This is a genomic window from Streptomyces sp. NPDC058373 (genome assembly GCF_042723275.1).
GTDB lineage: Bacteria > Actinomycetota > Actinomycetes > Streptomycetales > Streptomycetaceae > Streptomyces.
In genome coordinates, this window is sequence record NZ_JBHXJE010000019.1 from 1 (window position 1) to 14,192 (window position 14,192).

At 72.8% G+C, this 14,192-nt stretch carries 11 protein-coding genes and 1 tRNA gene; 7 read left to right on the forward strand and 5 right to left on the reverse strand.

Annotated features, from left to right (window positions below; all coding sequences use genetic code 11):
* Positions 1–184: 184 nt before the first annotated feature.
* A complete protein-coding gene (locus ACFWMZ_RS13860) occupies positions 185–1,720 on the reverse strand; it encodes an ankyrin repeat domain-containing protein (RefSeq protein ID WP_383175264.1) in 1,536 nt (511 codons plus the stop codon).
* Between the two features lie 132 nt (positions 1,721–1,852).
* On the opposite strand from ACFWMZ_RS13860, the gene ACFWMZ_RS13865 reads away from it, so the two are divergent.
* Positions 1,853–2,233 carry a chorismate mutase gene (locus ACFWMZ_RS13865; protein WP_383175267.1) on the forward strand — a complete coding sequence of 127 codons (381 nt, stop codon included), beginning with the start codon at positions 1,853–1,855 and terminating at the stop codon, positions 2,231–2,233.
* A gap of 73 nt (positions 2,234–2,306) precedes the next feature.
* Here ACFWMZ_RS13865 and ACFWMZ_RS13870 read toward each other — a convergent pair whose 3' ends face one another.
* Positions 2,307–2,495 (reverse strand): CsbD family protein, encoded by a 189-nt coding sequence (locus ACFWMZ_RS13870; RefSeq protein ID WP_383175270.1) that lies wholly within the window; start codon positions 2,493–2,495, stop codon positions 2,307–2,309.
* A gap of 323 nt (positions 2,496–2,818) precedes the next feature.
* Here ACFWMZ_RS13870 and ACFWMZ_RS13875 point away from each other — a divergent pair, with 323 nt between their 5' ends.
* The 5 genes from ACFWMZ_RS13875 (at position 2,819) to ACFWMZ_RS13895 (ending at position 9,490) form a co-directional block, all read left to right on the forward strand.
* Positions 2,819–2,944, forward strand: a complete 126-nt coding sequence (locus ACFWMZ_RS13875; RefSeq protein ID WP_383175273.1) for a hypothetical protein — start codon at positions 2,819–2,821, stop codon at positions 2,942–2,944.
* Positions 2,945–2,994: 50 nt separating this feature from the next.
* On the forward strand, positions 2,995–3,735 hold the full coding sequence (locus ACFWMZ_RS13880) for a Clp protease N-terminal domain-containing protein (protein ID WP_383175276.1): 741 nt from the start codon (positions 2,995–2,997) through the stop codon (positions 3,733–3,735).
* 113 nt (positions 3,736–3,848) lie between these two features.
* Entirely contained in the window at positions 3,849–6,437 is a 2,589-nt protein-coding gene (gene pepN / locus ACFWMZ_RS13885; protein ID WP_383201610.1) for an aminopeptidase N, read from the forward strand.
* Positions 6,438–6,695: 258 nt separating this feature from the next.
* Positions 6,696–8,078 carry a pyridoxal phosphate-dependent decarboxylase family protein gene (locus ACFWMZ_RS13890; RefSeq protein ID WP_383201611.1) on the forward strand — a complete coding sequence of 461 codons (1,383 nt, stop codon included), beginning with the start codon at positions 6,696–6,698 and terminating at the stop codon, positions 8,076–8,078.
* On the forward strand, positions 8,075–9,490 hold the full coding sequence (locus tag ACFWMZ_RS13895) for a lysine N(6)-hydroxylase/L-ornithine N(5)-oxygenase family protein (RefSeq protein WP_383201613.1): 1,416 nt from the start codon (positions 8,075–8,077) through the stop codon (positions 9,488–9,490). The genes ACFWMZ_RS13890 and ACFWMZ_RS13895 overlap by 4 nt, the downstream gene beginning before the upstream one ends.
* Before the next feature lie 76 nt (positions 9,491–9,566).
* Here ACFWMZ_RS13895 and ACFWMZ_RS13900 read toward each other — a convergent pair whose 3' ends face one another.
* Positions 9,567–11,384, reverse strand: a complete 1,818-nt coding sequence (locus ACFWMZ_RS13900; RefSeq protein ID WP_383175490.1) for a bifunctional metallophosphatase/5'-nucleotidase — start codon at positions 11,382–11,384, stop codon at positions 9,567–9,569.
* A gap of 327 nt (positions 11,385–11,711) precedes the next feature.
* Here ACFWMZ_RS13900 and pyk point away from each other — a divergent pair, with 327 nt between their 5' ends.
* Complete coding sequence (gene pyk, locus ACFWMZ_RS13905) at positions 11,712–13,160, forward strand: pyruvate kinase (protein WP_383201616.1); 1,449 nt, start codon at positions 11,712–11,714, stop codon at positions 13,158–13,160.
* Positions 13,161–13,206: 46 nt separating this feature from the next.
* Here pyk and ACFWMZ_RS13910 read toward each other — a convergent pair whose 3' ends face one another.
* Positions 13,207–13,995 (reverse strand): helix-turn-helix domain-containing protein, encoded by a 789-nt coding sequence (locus ACFWMZ_RS13910; RefSeq protein ID WP_383201619.1) that lies wholly within the window; start codon positions 13,993–13,995, stop codon positions 13,207–13,209.
* A gap of 81 nt (positions 13,996–14,076) precedes the next feature.
* Positions 14,077–14,160, reverse strand: a tRNA-Leu gene (locus ACFWMZ_RS13915).
* Positions 14,161–14,192 lie beyond the last annotated feature (32 nt).

Below are 14,192 nucleotides of genomic sequence, written 5' to 3' on the forward strand. Positions count from 1 at the left end.
CCGCCACCACCAGGGGCGCCGCCTCCGGCGGGGGCGCCCGCCGTGCCCGCGGCTCCGGCCGCGGCTCCGGCGCGGCGGCCTGACGTAGCCGAAGTGCCCGGAACACCGTGAGGGGCCCGGTCACCACCAGCAGGTGGCGGCCGGGCCCCGCTCCCGTGTCCGGGCCGCCCAGGCGCCCGGCGGCTCACCCCAGCGGGAGGACCCCGTCCAGCCGTCGCCGTACCGCCGGGTCGGTGAGCTGCTCCACCGCCTGCAGGGCGGTCTCCCGCACCGCCGACCCCTCCGGTTCCGTCGTGAGCAGCAGGGCCAGCGCCTCCTCGGCCCGGGCGCCCGCGCCGCGCCGGGCCAGGCCCGCGGCGGCCTCGGCGACCGTCGCCGGGTCCTCGTCGGCCAGCCGGGCCGCCAGCGCCTCGCGTACCTCGCCGGTGTCCGAGGCCAGGGCCGCCAGCGCGGTCACCGCCCACTCGCGGACCCGGGGCCAGGCGTCGGCCGAGAGGGCCGCCAGGACACCCACGCCCTGCGCGTCGTCGGCCGGGACCAGCCCGAACAGGGCCCGGGCCACCGCCTCGCGGACCTCCGCCGAGGGGTGCCCGGCCGCGCCGTACAGCTCCGGCAGGGCCCCGGGGTCGCCGTGGTGCCCGAGCCCCGACACCACCGCCGCCAGCAACTGGGCGTCCTCCGCCTCGCGCGCCAGCTCCCGCAGCAGCGGCACGACCCGGGGCGTCAGCCGCCCGACGCCGAGCCGCCCCAGCACCTCCACCGCGAAGAGCGCCTCCGGGGAGTCCGCCGCCTCCCCGAGCCGCGCGGCGGCCGCCGAGAAGGTCTCCTCGTCGCCCCGCCCGCTCAGGACGCGGACCGGCTCCCGCCAGTCGTCGTGCCACGGCTCGCCGCGCCGCAGCGCCCGGGCGCTCAGCTCCTCGTACGAGGCCGCCCGCCCCAGCTCCTCCTCCAGCACGGTGGCGACGGCCGCGTGCGAGGTGAACCGCTCGGTGCCCGCGCCCGGGTCGCCGTCCCGCAGCAGGACCACCGCCAGCAGCGTCGTCGACCCGCGCCGCACCTCCCGGACGACCACCTCCACCTCGCCCGCGGGCTCGTCCTCGGTGCCGCCGGCCAGCAGCTCGTCCCGTAGCCGGCCGGCGAGCCCCACCGCCCCCTCCAGCGCCTCCTCCAGCGCCTCCTCGCGGCCGCCCGCCCCGTGCTCCAGCAGCACCCGGACCGTCTCCAGGGAACCCTGCCGGGCGGCCCGCACCAGGGGCGGGTCACCCCGCTCGGCCACCGGTTCGGCGCCCGCCTCCAGCAGCGCCGCCGCCGTCGCCGCGTGCCCGCCCTCCGCCGCCCACACCAGCGCGGTGGGCCCCGGCTCGTCGGCGGCGCCCGGGTCGGCGCCCGCCGCGATCAGCGCCCGCACCACCTCGGTGCGGCCCCAGCAGGCCGCGCCGCAGAGCGGGATCTCGCCCTCCGCCGTACGCCGGTCCGGGTCGGCGCCCGCCGCCAGCAGCAGCCGCACGACCGGGGCCTGCCCGGCGACCGCGGCGCTGTGCAGCACCGTGCCGCCCCCGGCGTCGGCCGCCTCCGGGCTCACCCCGGCGCCGAGCAGCGCGGCCACCAGGTCCTCGTCGGCCTCGAAGACCGCCGAGAACAACTCCTCGGCGGCACCGCTCGCCCCCGTTCCCGTGCGTCCCGCCTCGTCCGTCCCGTGTTCCGCGTACGTCTCGCCCATACGCCGACGATCCCCGCAGCGGGCCCGCGCCGCAACGCCAATGTCCGGGAGCCACCCGGTTACGGATGACGGGCCGTCCCACTCCTCGGGCGGACCGTCCTGACCGGTGCCGTCCGCGTAGGGTGACCCACCATGACCACCAGCAACACCGGAACGAGCCGCTCCGGCGCGGGCGACGTGGCCGTCCTCGCCGAACTCCAGCGGCTGCGCGAGAGCATCGACAACATCGACGCCGCCGTCGTGCACATGCTCGCCGAGCGGTTCAAGTGCACCCAGCAGGTCGGCCATCTCAAGGCGGAGCACCAGCTGCCCCCGGCCGACCCGGACCGCGAGACCCAGCAGATCGCCCGGCTGCGCAGCCTCGCCGAGAGCGCCCACCTGGACCCGGCGTTCGCCGAGAAGCTGCTCACCTTCATCATCGCCGAGGTCATCCGCCACCACGAGCGGATCGCGGACGAGGCGGTGACCGGCGAGGGCGCCGACCCGGCCGAGGTGTCGCCGACAACCGGCTGACCCCGCCAGGCCCGCACGCACCGGTGAGGCCGGTCCCCGTCCGGGGGCCGGCCTCACCGTCTGCGCCAGGGCGTCAGTGGTCGTCGCGCTTGAGGGAGTCGCCGACTCCCTTGCCGCGCTCGCGGACCTGGTCCGCAGCGTCCTTGGCGCCGCCCTTCGCCTGGTCCGTCTTGCCCTCGGACTGGGCGCGGCGGTCACCGGTGACCTTGCCGACGGCCTCCTTGGCCTTGCCCTTCATCTTGTCCATAGCGGACTCGCCCATGGCGGACTTCCTCTCGTCAAGCGGGACATTCCACCTCCAGGGTGCGGCCGCCGGACGCGCTCCGCACGGCGGGCGGGCCGCCCGGTGGACGGCCGGGCCCGGCGGGGCGCGGTCCCCGCCCACCTGCCGGGCCCGCCCCTGTGCCCGGCCCCACGGTGCGCGCGGTGGTCCTCGACGTCGGTGAGTGCCTGGTGGACGAGACCGCTGGCGGGGGCGTTGCCGTTCGCGCCCGGGCAGATCCTGTACGTCGGCGACCGGTGGGCCCACGACGTCCGGCCCGCCGCCGAGGCCGGGCTGCGCACCCCGCCGGTGCGGCGCGGGCCGTGGGGGTGCTCCCGTGGGAGTCCGAGGAGGCCCGCACCCTGCCGGAGTTCCGGGTCGGCGGGCTGCTGGAACTCTCCGGGCTGATCCTCGACGCCAACGCGGGGAGCACCGGAGCACGTCCGTGATCGTCAACCGGAGGTTGACGATTGGAGGGGCGTCAACTTAGGGTTGACGCATGCCGGAAACTCACAGGCCCATCCAGTCCGTACGCCTCGACGACCTCATCGAGGCCATCAAGACCCACCACGCCGACCCCCTGGAACGCCTCTCCGGAGCCGTCGTCGTCGCCGAACACCTCGGCGACGTCGCCGACCACCTCATCGGCCACTTCGTCGACCAGGCCCGCCGCTCCGGCGCCTCCTGGACCGAGATCGGCACCGGACTCGGCGTCACCAAGCAGGCCGCCCAGAAGCGATTCGTCCCCAAGGGCAGCGGCGACCTCGACCCCAAGGACGGCTTCAACCGCTTCACCCCGCGCGCCCGCAACGCCGTCGTCGCCGCCCAGGAAGCCGCCCGCGGCGCCGGCCAGCCCCTCATCGGCCCCGGCCACCTCGCCCTCGGCCTCCTCGCCGAACCCGACTCCGTCGCCGCCCACCTCCTCACCGGCCAGGGCATCACCGCCGACGCCCTGCGCACCGCCGTCGCCGCCGGCCAACAGCCACCCGCCGACACCCTCCCCGACCTCATCCCCTACGACGCCGGAGCCCGCAAGGCCCTCGAACTCACCTTCCGCGTCGCCCTGCGCCTCGGCCACAACTTCATCGGCACCGAACACCTCCTCCTCGCCCTCCTCGAACACGAGAACCTCAGCGGCGGCGGCCCCCTCACCACCCTCGGCGCCGACGCCGAAGCCGCCGAGGCCGAGATCGTCCGCACCATCAGCGCCCTGCTCGACGCCCACACCGACGAGTCCTGACCGCACGGCCACCCCGCCCGCACCACCCACGCCCCCGGAGGGCCCGTCCCCCGGGGGCACACCCCCGCCCCCGTCACCAACCCCCCTGTGCCCGCCCGCCCCCATCGGGCAGCATGGCCCGCATGTCCCTCCTGACGCGCGACGAAGCGCAGACCCGATCCCAGCTCCTCGACGTCCAGCGCTACGCCGTCGACCTGGACCTCACCACCGGCGAGGACACCTTCGCCTCCCGCACCCGCGTCCACTTCACCGCGCGCACCGCCGGGGACACCTTCATCGACCTGCACCCCGCCCGCCTCCACACCGTCACCCTCGACGGCACCCCCCTCGACCCCGCCGCCCTCGACGGCCGCCGCCTCCCCCTGACCGGCCTCACCCCCGGCCCCCACGAACTCACCGTCGAGGCCGACATGGCCTACTCCCGCACCGGCGAAGGCATGCACCGCTTCACCGACCCCGCCGACGGCGAGACGTACCTCTACACCCAGCTCTTCCTCGACGACGCCCGCCGCGTTTTCGCCGCCTTCGACCAACCCGACCTCAAAGCCCACTTCGACGTCACCGTCACCGCCCCACCCCACTGGACCGTCCTCGCCAACGGCACCACCACCCCCCACGGCGACGGCCGCTGGAGCGCCGCCACCACCCCCCTCATCTCCCCCTACCTCGTCGCCGTCGCCGCCGGACCCTGGCACACCGTCCGCACCGAACACCGCGGCCTGCCCTTCGGCCTCCACTGCCGCCGCTCCCTCGCCCCCCACCTCGACACCGACGCGGCCGAACTCCTCGACACCACCACCGCCCTCTTCGACCGCTACCACGAGAAGTTCGACGAGCCCTACCCCTTCGACTCCTACGACCAGGCGTTCGTCCCCGAGTTCAACGCCGGCGCCATGGAGAACCCCGGCCTCGTCACCCTCCGCGACGCCTACGTCTTCCGCTCCGCCGTCACCGACGCCGAACGCTGCTCCCGCGCCGTCACCGTCGCCCACGAGATGGCCCACATGTGGTTCGGCGACCTCGTCACCCTCACCTGGTGGGACGACATCTGGCTCAACGAGTCCTTCGCCGAGTACATGGGCTACCAGACCGTCGCCGAAGCCACCCGCTGGACCCACGTCTGGACCGACTTCACCACCGGCCGCAAGGACTGGGGCTACGACGCCGACCAGCGCCCCACCACCCACCCCGTCGCCCCCGACCCCGACGCCGTCCCCGACACCGCCTCCGCCCTCCTCAACTTCGACGGCATCTCCTACGCCAAGGGCGCCGCCGCCCTGCGCCAACTCACCGCCTGGCTCGGCGAGAAGGACTTCCTCGCCGGAATCAACCGGCACTTCACCCGGCACCGCTTCTCCAACGCCACCCTCGCCGACTTCCTCGACAACCTCGCCTCCGCCACCGACCGCCCCGTCCACACCTGGGCCGACGCCTGGCTGCGCACCAGCGGCGTCGACACCCTCACCGCCCACGCCACCGACACCGAACCCCCCACCGGCACCCCCGCCGCCGCCCCCACCTGGCAGCTCACCGTCGACCGCGACGGCCACCGCCCCCACCGCGTCACCGTCACCACCTGGGACCACACCGCCGAGACCGGCCCGCCCACCCGCCGCGACCACCTCGACCTCGACCTCCCCCAGGACCAGCCCCTCACCCTCCCCGGCCACCGCCCCGACCTCGTCGTCCTCAACGACCAGGACCTCACCTACGCCAAACTCCGCCTCGACCCCACCTCCTGGACCACCGCACTCGCCACCCTCTCCACCCTCCCCGACCCCCTCACCCGCGCGGTCCTGTGGAACACCGCCCGCGACCTCGTCCGCGACGGCCATCTCGCCCCCGCCGCCTACCTCGACGCCGCCCGCACCCACCTCCCGCACGAGAACGACCTCGCCGTCGTCACCGGCGTCCTCGGCTTCGCCTCCCGCCACGTCGCCGCGATCTACACCCACCCCGACGACCGGCCCGCCGCCCTCGCCACCCTCACCTCCCTCTGCCGCGACCTGCTGCGCCGCACTGAAGGACTCAGCACCGAGGACTGGACCCGCGGCCAAGGCGGCGCCCACCGCACCGGCGCCCACCCCGGCCTGCGCCTCGTCGCCGTCCGCCACTTCATCGACAGCGCCACCCAGCCCGCCTCCCTCACCGCCTGGCTCGACGACGGCCTCGTCCCCGGCGGCCCCACCCTCGACCCCGCCCTGCGCTGGCGCATCCTCAACCGCCTCGCCGTCCTCGGCGCCGTCGACGAAGCCGCCATCGACGCCGAACTCGCCGCCGACCCCAGCGCCACCGGCCAGGAAGGCGCCGCCCGCTGCCGCGCCGCCCTCCCCGACCTCGACGCCAAACGCCGCGCCTGGGACGCCCTGTTCGAGGACGACACCCTCTCCAACTACCTCTTCACCGCCACCGCCCAGGGCTTCTGGCAACCCGAGCAGACCGCCCTCGTTCGCCCCTACGTCCACCGCTATCACCAGGAAGCCCCCGCCCTCGCCCGCCGCCGCGGCGCCGCCATCGCCACCGCCCTCGGCGCCGCCGCCTTCCCCGTTCACGCCGTGGACGACGAAGCCCTCGCCCTCGGCCGCGCCGCCCTCGCCCGGGACGACCTCGTCCCCGCCCTCCGCCGCCGCCTCGCCGACCAGACCGACGACCTCGCCCGCGCCCTGCGCGTACGCGAGCGGCAGAGCCGAAACGCCGGATGAGACGGCCCGGCCGCACCGGCCGGGCCCCAGGCAGACCCGGCCCGGCCGGCTGACCGCGGACGGCGGCGGGCTAGCGACCCCGCCGCCGTCCCCCGCTCCCGCCCGGCCCGCCCTACCAGACCCACCCCGTACCCCGCCCGCCAACCGGCGGGAATCCCCCTTTCGGACCCACTTGCCCCACTCCCCGCCCCCCGCGCACCACCCCCCAACAAGCTGGAACCTCCTGCCCGCGCGCGCATGAAGGACCAGCAGAAACCCATGAACACCCCGCCCCTCGCCGGAGGCACCGCCGGACCCGACGCGCTCGCGCCCCTCCTCGCCGCCGTCCTCGACGCCCTGCGCACCGGCGCCCTCGACCGAGGCGGCCCCCTCCCCGCCGGCGGCCCCGCCACCACCGCCCGCCGCGTCCGCGCCGCCACCCACCCCCTCCTCCCCGACCACGGCACCGGCGCCGAACACGCACTCGGCCCCCTCGTCCACGCCCTCACCCAAGGCGCCGCCGACCCCGCCGACCCCCTCTGCGCCGCCCACCTGCACGCCCCGCCCCTCGCCCTCGCCGCCGCCGCCGACCTCGCCGCCTCCGTCCTCAACCCCTCCCTCGACTCCTGGGACCAGGCCCCCGCCGCCTCCGCCCTCGAAGCCGAACTCACCCACACCCTCGCCCGCGAGACGTACCCCGCCGCCGACCACCCCGACGCCCTCCTCACCACCGGCGGCACCGAAGCCAACCAACTCGCCCTCCTCCTCGCCCGCGAACGCCGCCCCGACACCCCCCTCCACGTCGTCCACGGCGCCAACGCCCACCACAGCGTCCCCCGCGCCGCCTGGCTCCTCGGCCTCCCCACCACCCACACCGTGCCCACCCCCACCGGCACCCTCGAACCCCAAGCGCTCCACCACACCCTCACCACCCTCTCCGGCCACCACGTCCTCGTCACCGCCACCGCCGGTACCACCGACGCCGGACACATCGACCCCCTCCCCGCCCTCGCCGACGTCTGCGCCGCCCACGGCGCCGAACTCCACGTCGACGCCGCCTACGGCGGCCCCCTCCTCTTCAGCGACCGCCGCAAAGCCGCCCTCCACGGCCTCGACCGCGCCCACTCCGTCACCCTCGACCTGCACAAACTCGGCTGGCAACCCGTCGCCGCCGGCATCCTCGCCGTCCACCACACGACCCGCCTCGACCCGCTCCAGCACACCGCCGACTACCTCAACAGCCACGACGACACCGAAGCAGGACTCCCCGACCTCCTCGGCCGCAGCCTGCGCACCACCCGCCGCCCCGACGCCTTCAAAATGGCCGTCACCCTCCGCGCCCTCGGCCGCGACGGACTCGGCGCCCTCGTCGACCAGGTCTGCGACCTCGCCACCACCCTCGCCGACAAGATCCGCCACCACCCCGGCCTCACCCTCCACGCACGGCCCGCCCTCAGCACCGTGCTGTTCCGCCCCACCCACGCCCACGACGACCAGGTCGCCGCCGTCCGCCGCACCCTCCTCGACGACGGCCACGCCGTCCTCGGCCGCGCCCGCGCCGACGGCCGCCTCTGGCTCAAAGCCACCCTCCTCAACCCGCACACCCGACCCGGCGACCTCGACCGGATGCTGAAACTGGTGGAAGGACACACCCCCCGATGACCGCGCAGCACACCCCCGACCACGACCAGCCCCACGACCTGGTCGGCATCGGCATCGGCCCCTTCAACCTCTCCCTCGCCGCCCTCGCCCACGGCATCCCCCACCCCCCGCGCACCGCCTTCTTCGAACAACGCCCCGCCTTCCACTGGCACCCCGACATGCTCATCGAAGGCGCCACCCTCCAAGTCCCCTTCCTCGCCGACCTCGTCACCCTCGCCGACCCCGCCAGCCCCTGGAGCTTCCTCAGCTACCTCCGCCACCGCCAGCGGCTCTTCCCCTTCTACTTCGCCGAGCGCTTCCACATCCACCGCGCCGAGTACGACGCCTACTGCCGCTGGGTCGCCGAAAACCTCCCCGGCCTCCACTTCGGCCACCAGGTCGACGCCGTCCGCTGGAACCCCGAACGCTCCCTCTTCGAAGTCGACTACACCCAGACCGGAGCCGACGGCGAAGCCGAAGCCCTCGGCCGCGTCCACACCCGCAACCTCGTCCTCGGCGTCGGCACCGCCCCCCACATCCCCGAACCCCTCAAACCCCTCGCCGACGCACCCGTCGTCCCCGTCATCCACTCCGGCGACTACCTCACCCACCGCGAACGGCTCCTCGGCGCCGACCACATCACCGTCATCGGCTCAGGCCAGTCCGGCGCCGAGATCTTCCTCGACCTCCTCCGCCACCGCCCCGAAGGCCACGAGAAGATCCACTGGCTCACCCGCACCGAGGCCTTCACCCCCATGGAGTACTCCAAACTCGGCCTCGAACACTTCACCCCCGACTACACCCGCTACTTCCACTCCCTCCCCCAGACCACCCGCGACCACCTCCTGCCCCGCCAATGGCAGCTCCACAAAGGCATCGACACCGAGACCATCGCCGCCATCCACGACGAGCTCTACCGCCGCACCCTCCACGGCGGCTGGCCCGACGCCACCCTCACCCCCGGCGTCGCCGTCCGCACCGCCGGACGCGTCGCCACCACCCAGGTCGAACTCCACCTCGAACACCTCACCCAAGGCACCCGCAGCCGCCTCACCACCGACGCCGTCGTCCTCGCCACCGGCTACCGCGAACGCCCCCTCGACCGCCTCCTCGCCGCCCTCGACCCCTACCTCCGCCGCGACCACGCCGAACGCCCCCGCATCGACGACCGCTACCGCCTCCACCTCGACCCCGCCATCAGCCGCACCGGCAGCGCCGTCTACGTCCAGAACGCCGAACGCCACACCCACGGCGTCGGCGCCCCCGACCTCGGCCTCGCCGCCTGGCGCTCCGCCACCATCCTCAACACCCTCACCGGCACCCAGCCCTACCCCCTCCCCGACCGCACCGCCTTCACCACCTTCGGCCTCGAACGCCCCGACACCACCACCCACCCCCAGCACACCCTCACCCCCCTCGCCGAACCCCGCTGAACCCCACCACCCAGCAGAAGAACGGCCAGGGCCGGGAGGCACCCCGCCTCCCGGCCCCGCACCACACCCGCGGACCTCAGAACACCGGCTCACCCTCCCGCGTCAGCCGCCACCCCACCGACGCGAACTCCGCCGGATCCACCGTCCCCGTCTCCCGCACCCACTCGATGATCGTGTTCCGGATCTCCTCCGGATCCGCCCACACCTGCTCCGCCGCCGCCACGTGCGGAAACGCCCCGCCCCCGCTCGCCCGGTAGTTGTTCACCGCCAGCACGAACCGCGCCTCCGCCGCCACCGGCTCACCCTCGAACGCCAGCCCCACGATCCGCGACCCCACCGGCTGCGCCACATCCACCTCGTACGTCACCCCCGACAACGCGTCGTAGTTGTAGTCCGGAATCCCGTCCGCGTTGGTCAGCGCCGCCGGATCCACCGGAGCCCCCGGCGCCGTCCGCACGTAGTACCGCGCCGAGAACTCCAGGTACTCCTTCAGCTGCGCACCCGTCAGCACCCGCGCCTCCAGCGTGTTCTCGAACGGGTACAGCCCCGCCGCGTCCTTGATCGTCACCTCACCCGCCGGCATCCGCGCCGTCCGCGAGAAACACGACGCCTGCGAGACCAACGGCAGCTCCGCGTACTCACCGCCCGCCAGACCGGCCCGCACCGTCTCCGTCTGCACATGGTTGATCAGATCGATGATCGGCACATCCTTCACCGGCCCCTCGGCCGCCGACATCTCCTCCACCGACGTCCCGATCACCTGATTCACATAGGCGACCACCTTCCTGTGCTCCTCGGCGAGCAGCCGCACGATCCGCGGATCCTCCTTGGCCGCGTTCGAGTTCCGCACCTGCGAAGCCACCTTCTCCACCACCCAACGGCCCCGCTCCCACACCACCTCGATGTCGAACAACGTCAGCCGCTGCCCCCACTTCAACGGCTCCGACAGCACCACCGGCCGCCCCGACTCCTTGTTCTCCACCACGTACTCGGCGATCTCCTCGTGCGCGTGACCCACCAGGATCGCGTCGATCCCCGGCACTTCCTCGGCCACCTGCGCCGCCGCGTTCTCCACGTACGGCAACTGATCACCCCACGACGACGTGCCACTCGTCCCCGAGTGCGCCGACACCAGCACCACGTCCGCCCCCATCGACCGTAGCTTCGGCACCCACTTCGCCGCCTGCTCCACCAGCCCCGGGAAGACCATCCGGCCCTGCACGTTCACCTTGTCCCAGATCGCCACCCCCGGATTGGTCAGCCCCAGCACCGCCACCCGCACATCCCGCCCGAACGGCGTCCGCATCCGCTTCATCACGTACGGCGCGAACGCCGGCCGCAGCGACTTCGCGTCCAGCGCGTTCGCCCCCAGCAACGGGAAACGGCACTGCTCCTCGAACTTCCGCAGCACCTCGATCCCGTAATTGAACTCGTGGTTGCCGAGCGCCGCCGCGTCGTACCCGATCGCGTTCATCGCCCGCGCCATCGGATGGACCGGACCGCGCCGCTCCGTGATCGGGTCGACCTTCGCGTAGTAGTACGACAACTGGGTGCCCTGGATGGTGTCGCCCGCGTCGATCAGCAGCGTGTTCCGGTGACCGCGCTCCTCCCGCACCTCGCTCACCATCGTGGAGATCTTGGCCAGCCCCACGTCGTTGTGGTCCGCGTCGTCGAACTCCGCGTCCGTGAAATAGTCCCAGTTCAGGACGTTGCCGTGCAGGTCGGTCGTCCCCATCACGGTGAAGGCGTACCGCCGCTCGCGGCCGTGAGGGCCGTGCCCGGACCCCCGCGCCGCCGGGCCGGCCGCCGCGGCCTGGCCCGTCCCCGCGCCGAGCGCCAACCCCGCGCTCACCGCCGCCGAACCACCCACGAAACCCCTGCGGTTGACCGCCATCATCCACTCCTCGCTCGCTGAGACAACGCGCGTAGATTCTGGCGCAGGGATCACTCCGGCAACACCCCCGGCAGGTTTCCATCCGGTGACACCACGGACCGCCGGACGTGGCGCGATCCCGCCCCGCGGCCCCCGCGGGCTCCTCGAAAACCGATTCGCTCGAACCCTCGGCCATTCGCTCGAAAGGGGGTGCGGAACGCCCCGCGAGCGCTCATCGGAGCGAGCCTGCGCACAATTCAACACTTGTCAATACCCTGTTATCAAAAGGACGTTGACCAGTCATGCGCGGCCAATCGCCTACCCATCGGTAGGGCCTAGGGTCGACCCATGCGCCGAGCAAAAATCGTCTGCACCCTGGGACCGGCCACCGACTCGTACGGGCAGATCAAAGCCCTCGTCGAAGCCGGAATGGACATCGCCCGCCTCAACCTCAGCCACGGCCTCCACGCCGAACACGAAGAACGTTACGCACGCGTCCGCAAAGCCTCCGACGAGACCGGCCGCAGCGTCGGCGTCCTCGCCGACCTTCAAGGACCGAAGATCCGCCTCGGCCGATTCACCGAAGGCCCCGTACTCCTTGAACGCGGCGACGACTTCGCCATCACCGTCGAAGCAGGCGCCGAAGGCGACCGCCAGAGCTGCGGCACCACCTACCCCGGCCTCGCCGCCGACGTCACCCCCGGCGAACGCATCCTCGTGGACGACGGCAAGGTCACCCTCGAGGTGACCGCCGTCGACGGCCCCCGGGTCCGCACCACCGTCGTCGAAGGCGGCATGGTCTCCGACCACAAGGGACTCAACCTCCCCGGCGTCGCCGTCTCCGTCCCCGCACTCTCCGACAAGGACATCGAGGACCTGCGCTGGGCCCTGCGCACCGGCGCCGACATCATCGCCCTCTCCTTCGTCCGCAGCGGCCGTGACATCGAGGACGTCCACCGCGTCATGGACGAGGAAGGCCGCCGCCTCCCCGTCATCGCCAAGATCGAGAAGCCCCAGGCCGTCGAGAACATCGAATCCATCGTCGCCGCCTTCGACGGCATCATGGTCGCCCGCGGCGACCTCGGCGTGGAGATGCCCCTCGAACAGGTGCCGATCGTCCAGAAGCGCGCCGTGAAACTGGCCAAGCGCAACGCCAAGCCGGTCATCGTCGCCACCCAGATGCTCGACTCGATGATCGACAACTCCCGGCCCACCCGCGCCGAGGCCTCCGACGTCGCCAACGCCGTCATCGACGGCACCGACGCCGTGATGCTCTCCGGCGAGACCAGCGTCGGCAAGTACCCGATCGAGACCGTCCGCACCATGGGCCGCATCGTCGAGGCCGCCGAGAGCGACATCCTCGCCAAGGGGCTCCCGCCGCTGACCGAGCTCAACAAGCCGCGCACCCAGGGCGGCGCCGTGGCCCGGGCCGCCGCCGAGATGGGCGACTTCCTCGGCGCCAAGTTCCTGGTGGCCTTCACCCAGAGCGGCGACACCGTCCGCCGCCTCTCGCGCTACCGCTCGCCGATCCCGCTGCTCGCCTTCACGCCGGACCCGGCCACCCGCTCCCAGCTCAACCTCACCTGGGGCGTCGAGACCTTCCTCGGCCCGCACGTCGACTCCACCGACGCGATGGTCGACCAGGTCGACGAGTACCTGCTGAAGGTCGGCCGCTGCCAGCGCGGCGACACGGTCGTCATCACCGCCGGCTCGCCCCCCGGCGTCTCCGGCTCGACCAACCTGGTCCGCGTCCACCACATCGGCGAGGACGACACCGCCCCCGCCACCCGCCCCTGACCCCACCCGGGTCCGCCGCCGCACGGGCCGGGGTGCTGGGGACAGGTCAGTACTTCGGCCCCACGTGGGCGTCCATGAGGGCGACGGAGGGTTTGCGGGCTACGGAGATGTTGTACGGAACACCTTTGCGCGGGCAGGACGTCCACATGACGCCCACCTTGTCCAAGGTGTCCGTGAACAGCTCGCGGATGTCGTCCGAGGTGTTGGTGAACCAGTAGCGAGGGTATTCGTACCGCTTCTTTTCTCCGCCGACGGTGCGCACGGTCCAGTTGGTGAGGCGGCAGCCGTCGGAATGGATGAGTCCGCGAATGAGTTTCCAGGGGTGGGCGTCGACCAGTTCCCGTTGCCATTCCGCCAGGACGATGTTCCGTGAGTTCTTCGGTCCGGGTCCGTGCTGGGGAAAGAGGCAGGGAAGGTGATTGGAATAGACCTTGATGTCGCGGCAGCCGATTCTCGTGACCCGGTGCACGCTGTTGTCGGGAAGCACGGCGCGCATGACCGTCTCGCACTCGTCCTGGATGCCGGGCCAGGCGTCGTCCATGGTGATCGACAGGCTGGGGGAGCCGTGTTTGGCACGACAGACGATGTGCCCGTCGCCCAGGTAGAGGCCGAGGAGCTGGACGTATGCGGGGCCGTCCAGCTCGCGCCCGTCGCAGCGCGGGCACAGCGGCGACCTCCGTCCCGGGCATTCGCCGCGCCTGGCGAGGTCCTTGTGTTTCCAGTAACCGACGGTGCCTTTCGCTATGCCGAGGCGGCGCGCCACCTCGCTGTTGGGTATTCCGTCCCGCAGAAGGGTCAGTGCCTTCTGGCGGACTTCGAGAGAGTGGAAGATCATGACTCCGACTTTAGGGAGTGGGTCTCCGGAATGGGAATAAAAAAAATGGAACTCCACCCGAAGGTGAAATTCCATTTCGTGTGCCGGGTGCGGGACTCGAACCCGCATGTCCTTTCGGACAGATGTGTTTGAGACATCCGCGTATGCCTATTCCGCCAACCCGGCGAGCGCACTAGAGGGACTATACCCGCCGAAGG

What these genes read in the sequence shown, in the direction of transcription:
- ACFWMZ_RS13860 (WP_383175264.1), bottom strand. Translation starts at nt 1,720, where the DNA reads ATGGGCGAGACGTACGCGGAACACGGGACGGACGAGGCGGGACGCACG.
- ACFWMZ_RS13865 (WP_383175267.1), top strand. Translation starts at nt 1,853, where the DNA reads ATGACCACCAGCAACACCGGAACGAGCCGCTCCGGCGCGGGCGACGTG.
- ACFWMZ_RS13870 (WP_383175270.1), bottom strand. Translation starts at nt 2,495, where the DNA reads ATGGGCGAGTCCGCTATGGACAAGATGAAGGGCAAGGCCAAGGAGGCC.
- ACFWMZ_RS13880 (WP_383175276.1), top strand. Translation starts at nt 2,995, where the DNA reads ATGCCGGAAACTCACAGGCCCATCCAGTCCGTACGCCTCGACGACCTC.
- pepN (WP_383201610.1), top strand. Translation starts at nt 3,849, where the DNA reads ATGGCCCGCATGTCCCTCCTGACGCGCGACGAAGCGCAGACCCGATCC.
- ACFWMZ_RS13890 (WP_383201611.1), top strand. Translation starts at nt 6,696, where the DNA reads ATGAACACCCCGCCCCTCGCCGGAGGCACCGCCGGACCCGACGCGCTC.
- ACFWMZ_RS13895 (WP_383201613.1), top strand. Translation starts at nt 8,075, where the DNA reads ATGACCGCGCAGCACACCCCCGACCACGACCAGCCCCACGACCTGGTC.
- ACFWMZ_RS13900 (WP_383175490.1), bottom strand. Translation starts at nt 11,384, where the DNA reads ATGGCGGTCAACCGCAGGGGTTTCGTGGGTGGTTCGGCGGCGGTGAGC.
- pyk (WP_383201616.1), top strand. Translation starts at nt 11,712, where the DNA reads ATGCGCCGAGCAAAAATCGTCTGCACCCTGGGACCGGCCACCGACTCG.
- ACFWMZ_RS13910 (WP_383201619.1), bottom strand. Translation starts at nt 13,995, where the DNA reads ATGATCTTCCACTCTCTCGAAGTCCGCCAGAAGGCACTGACCCTTCTG.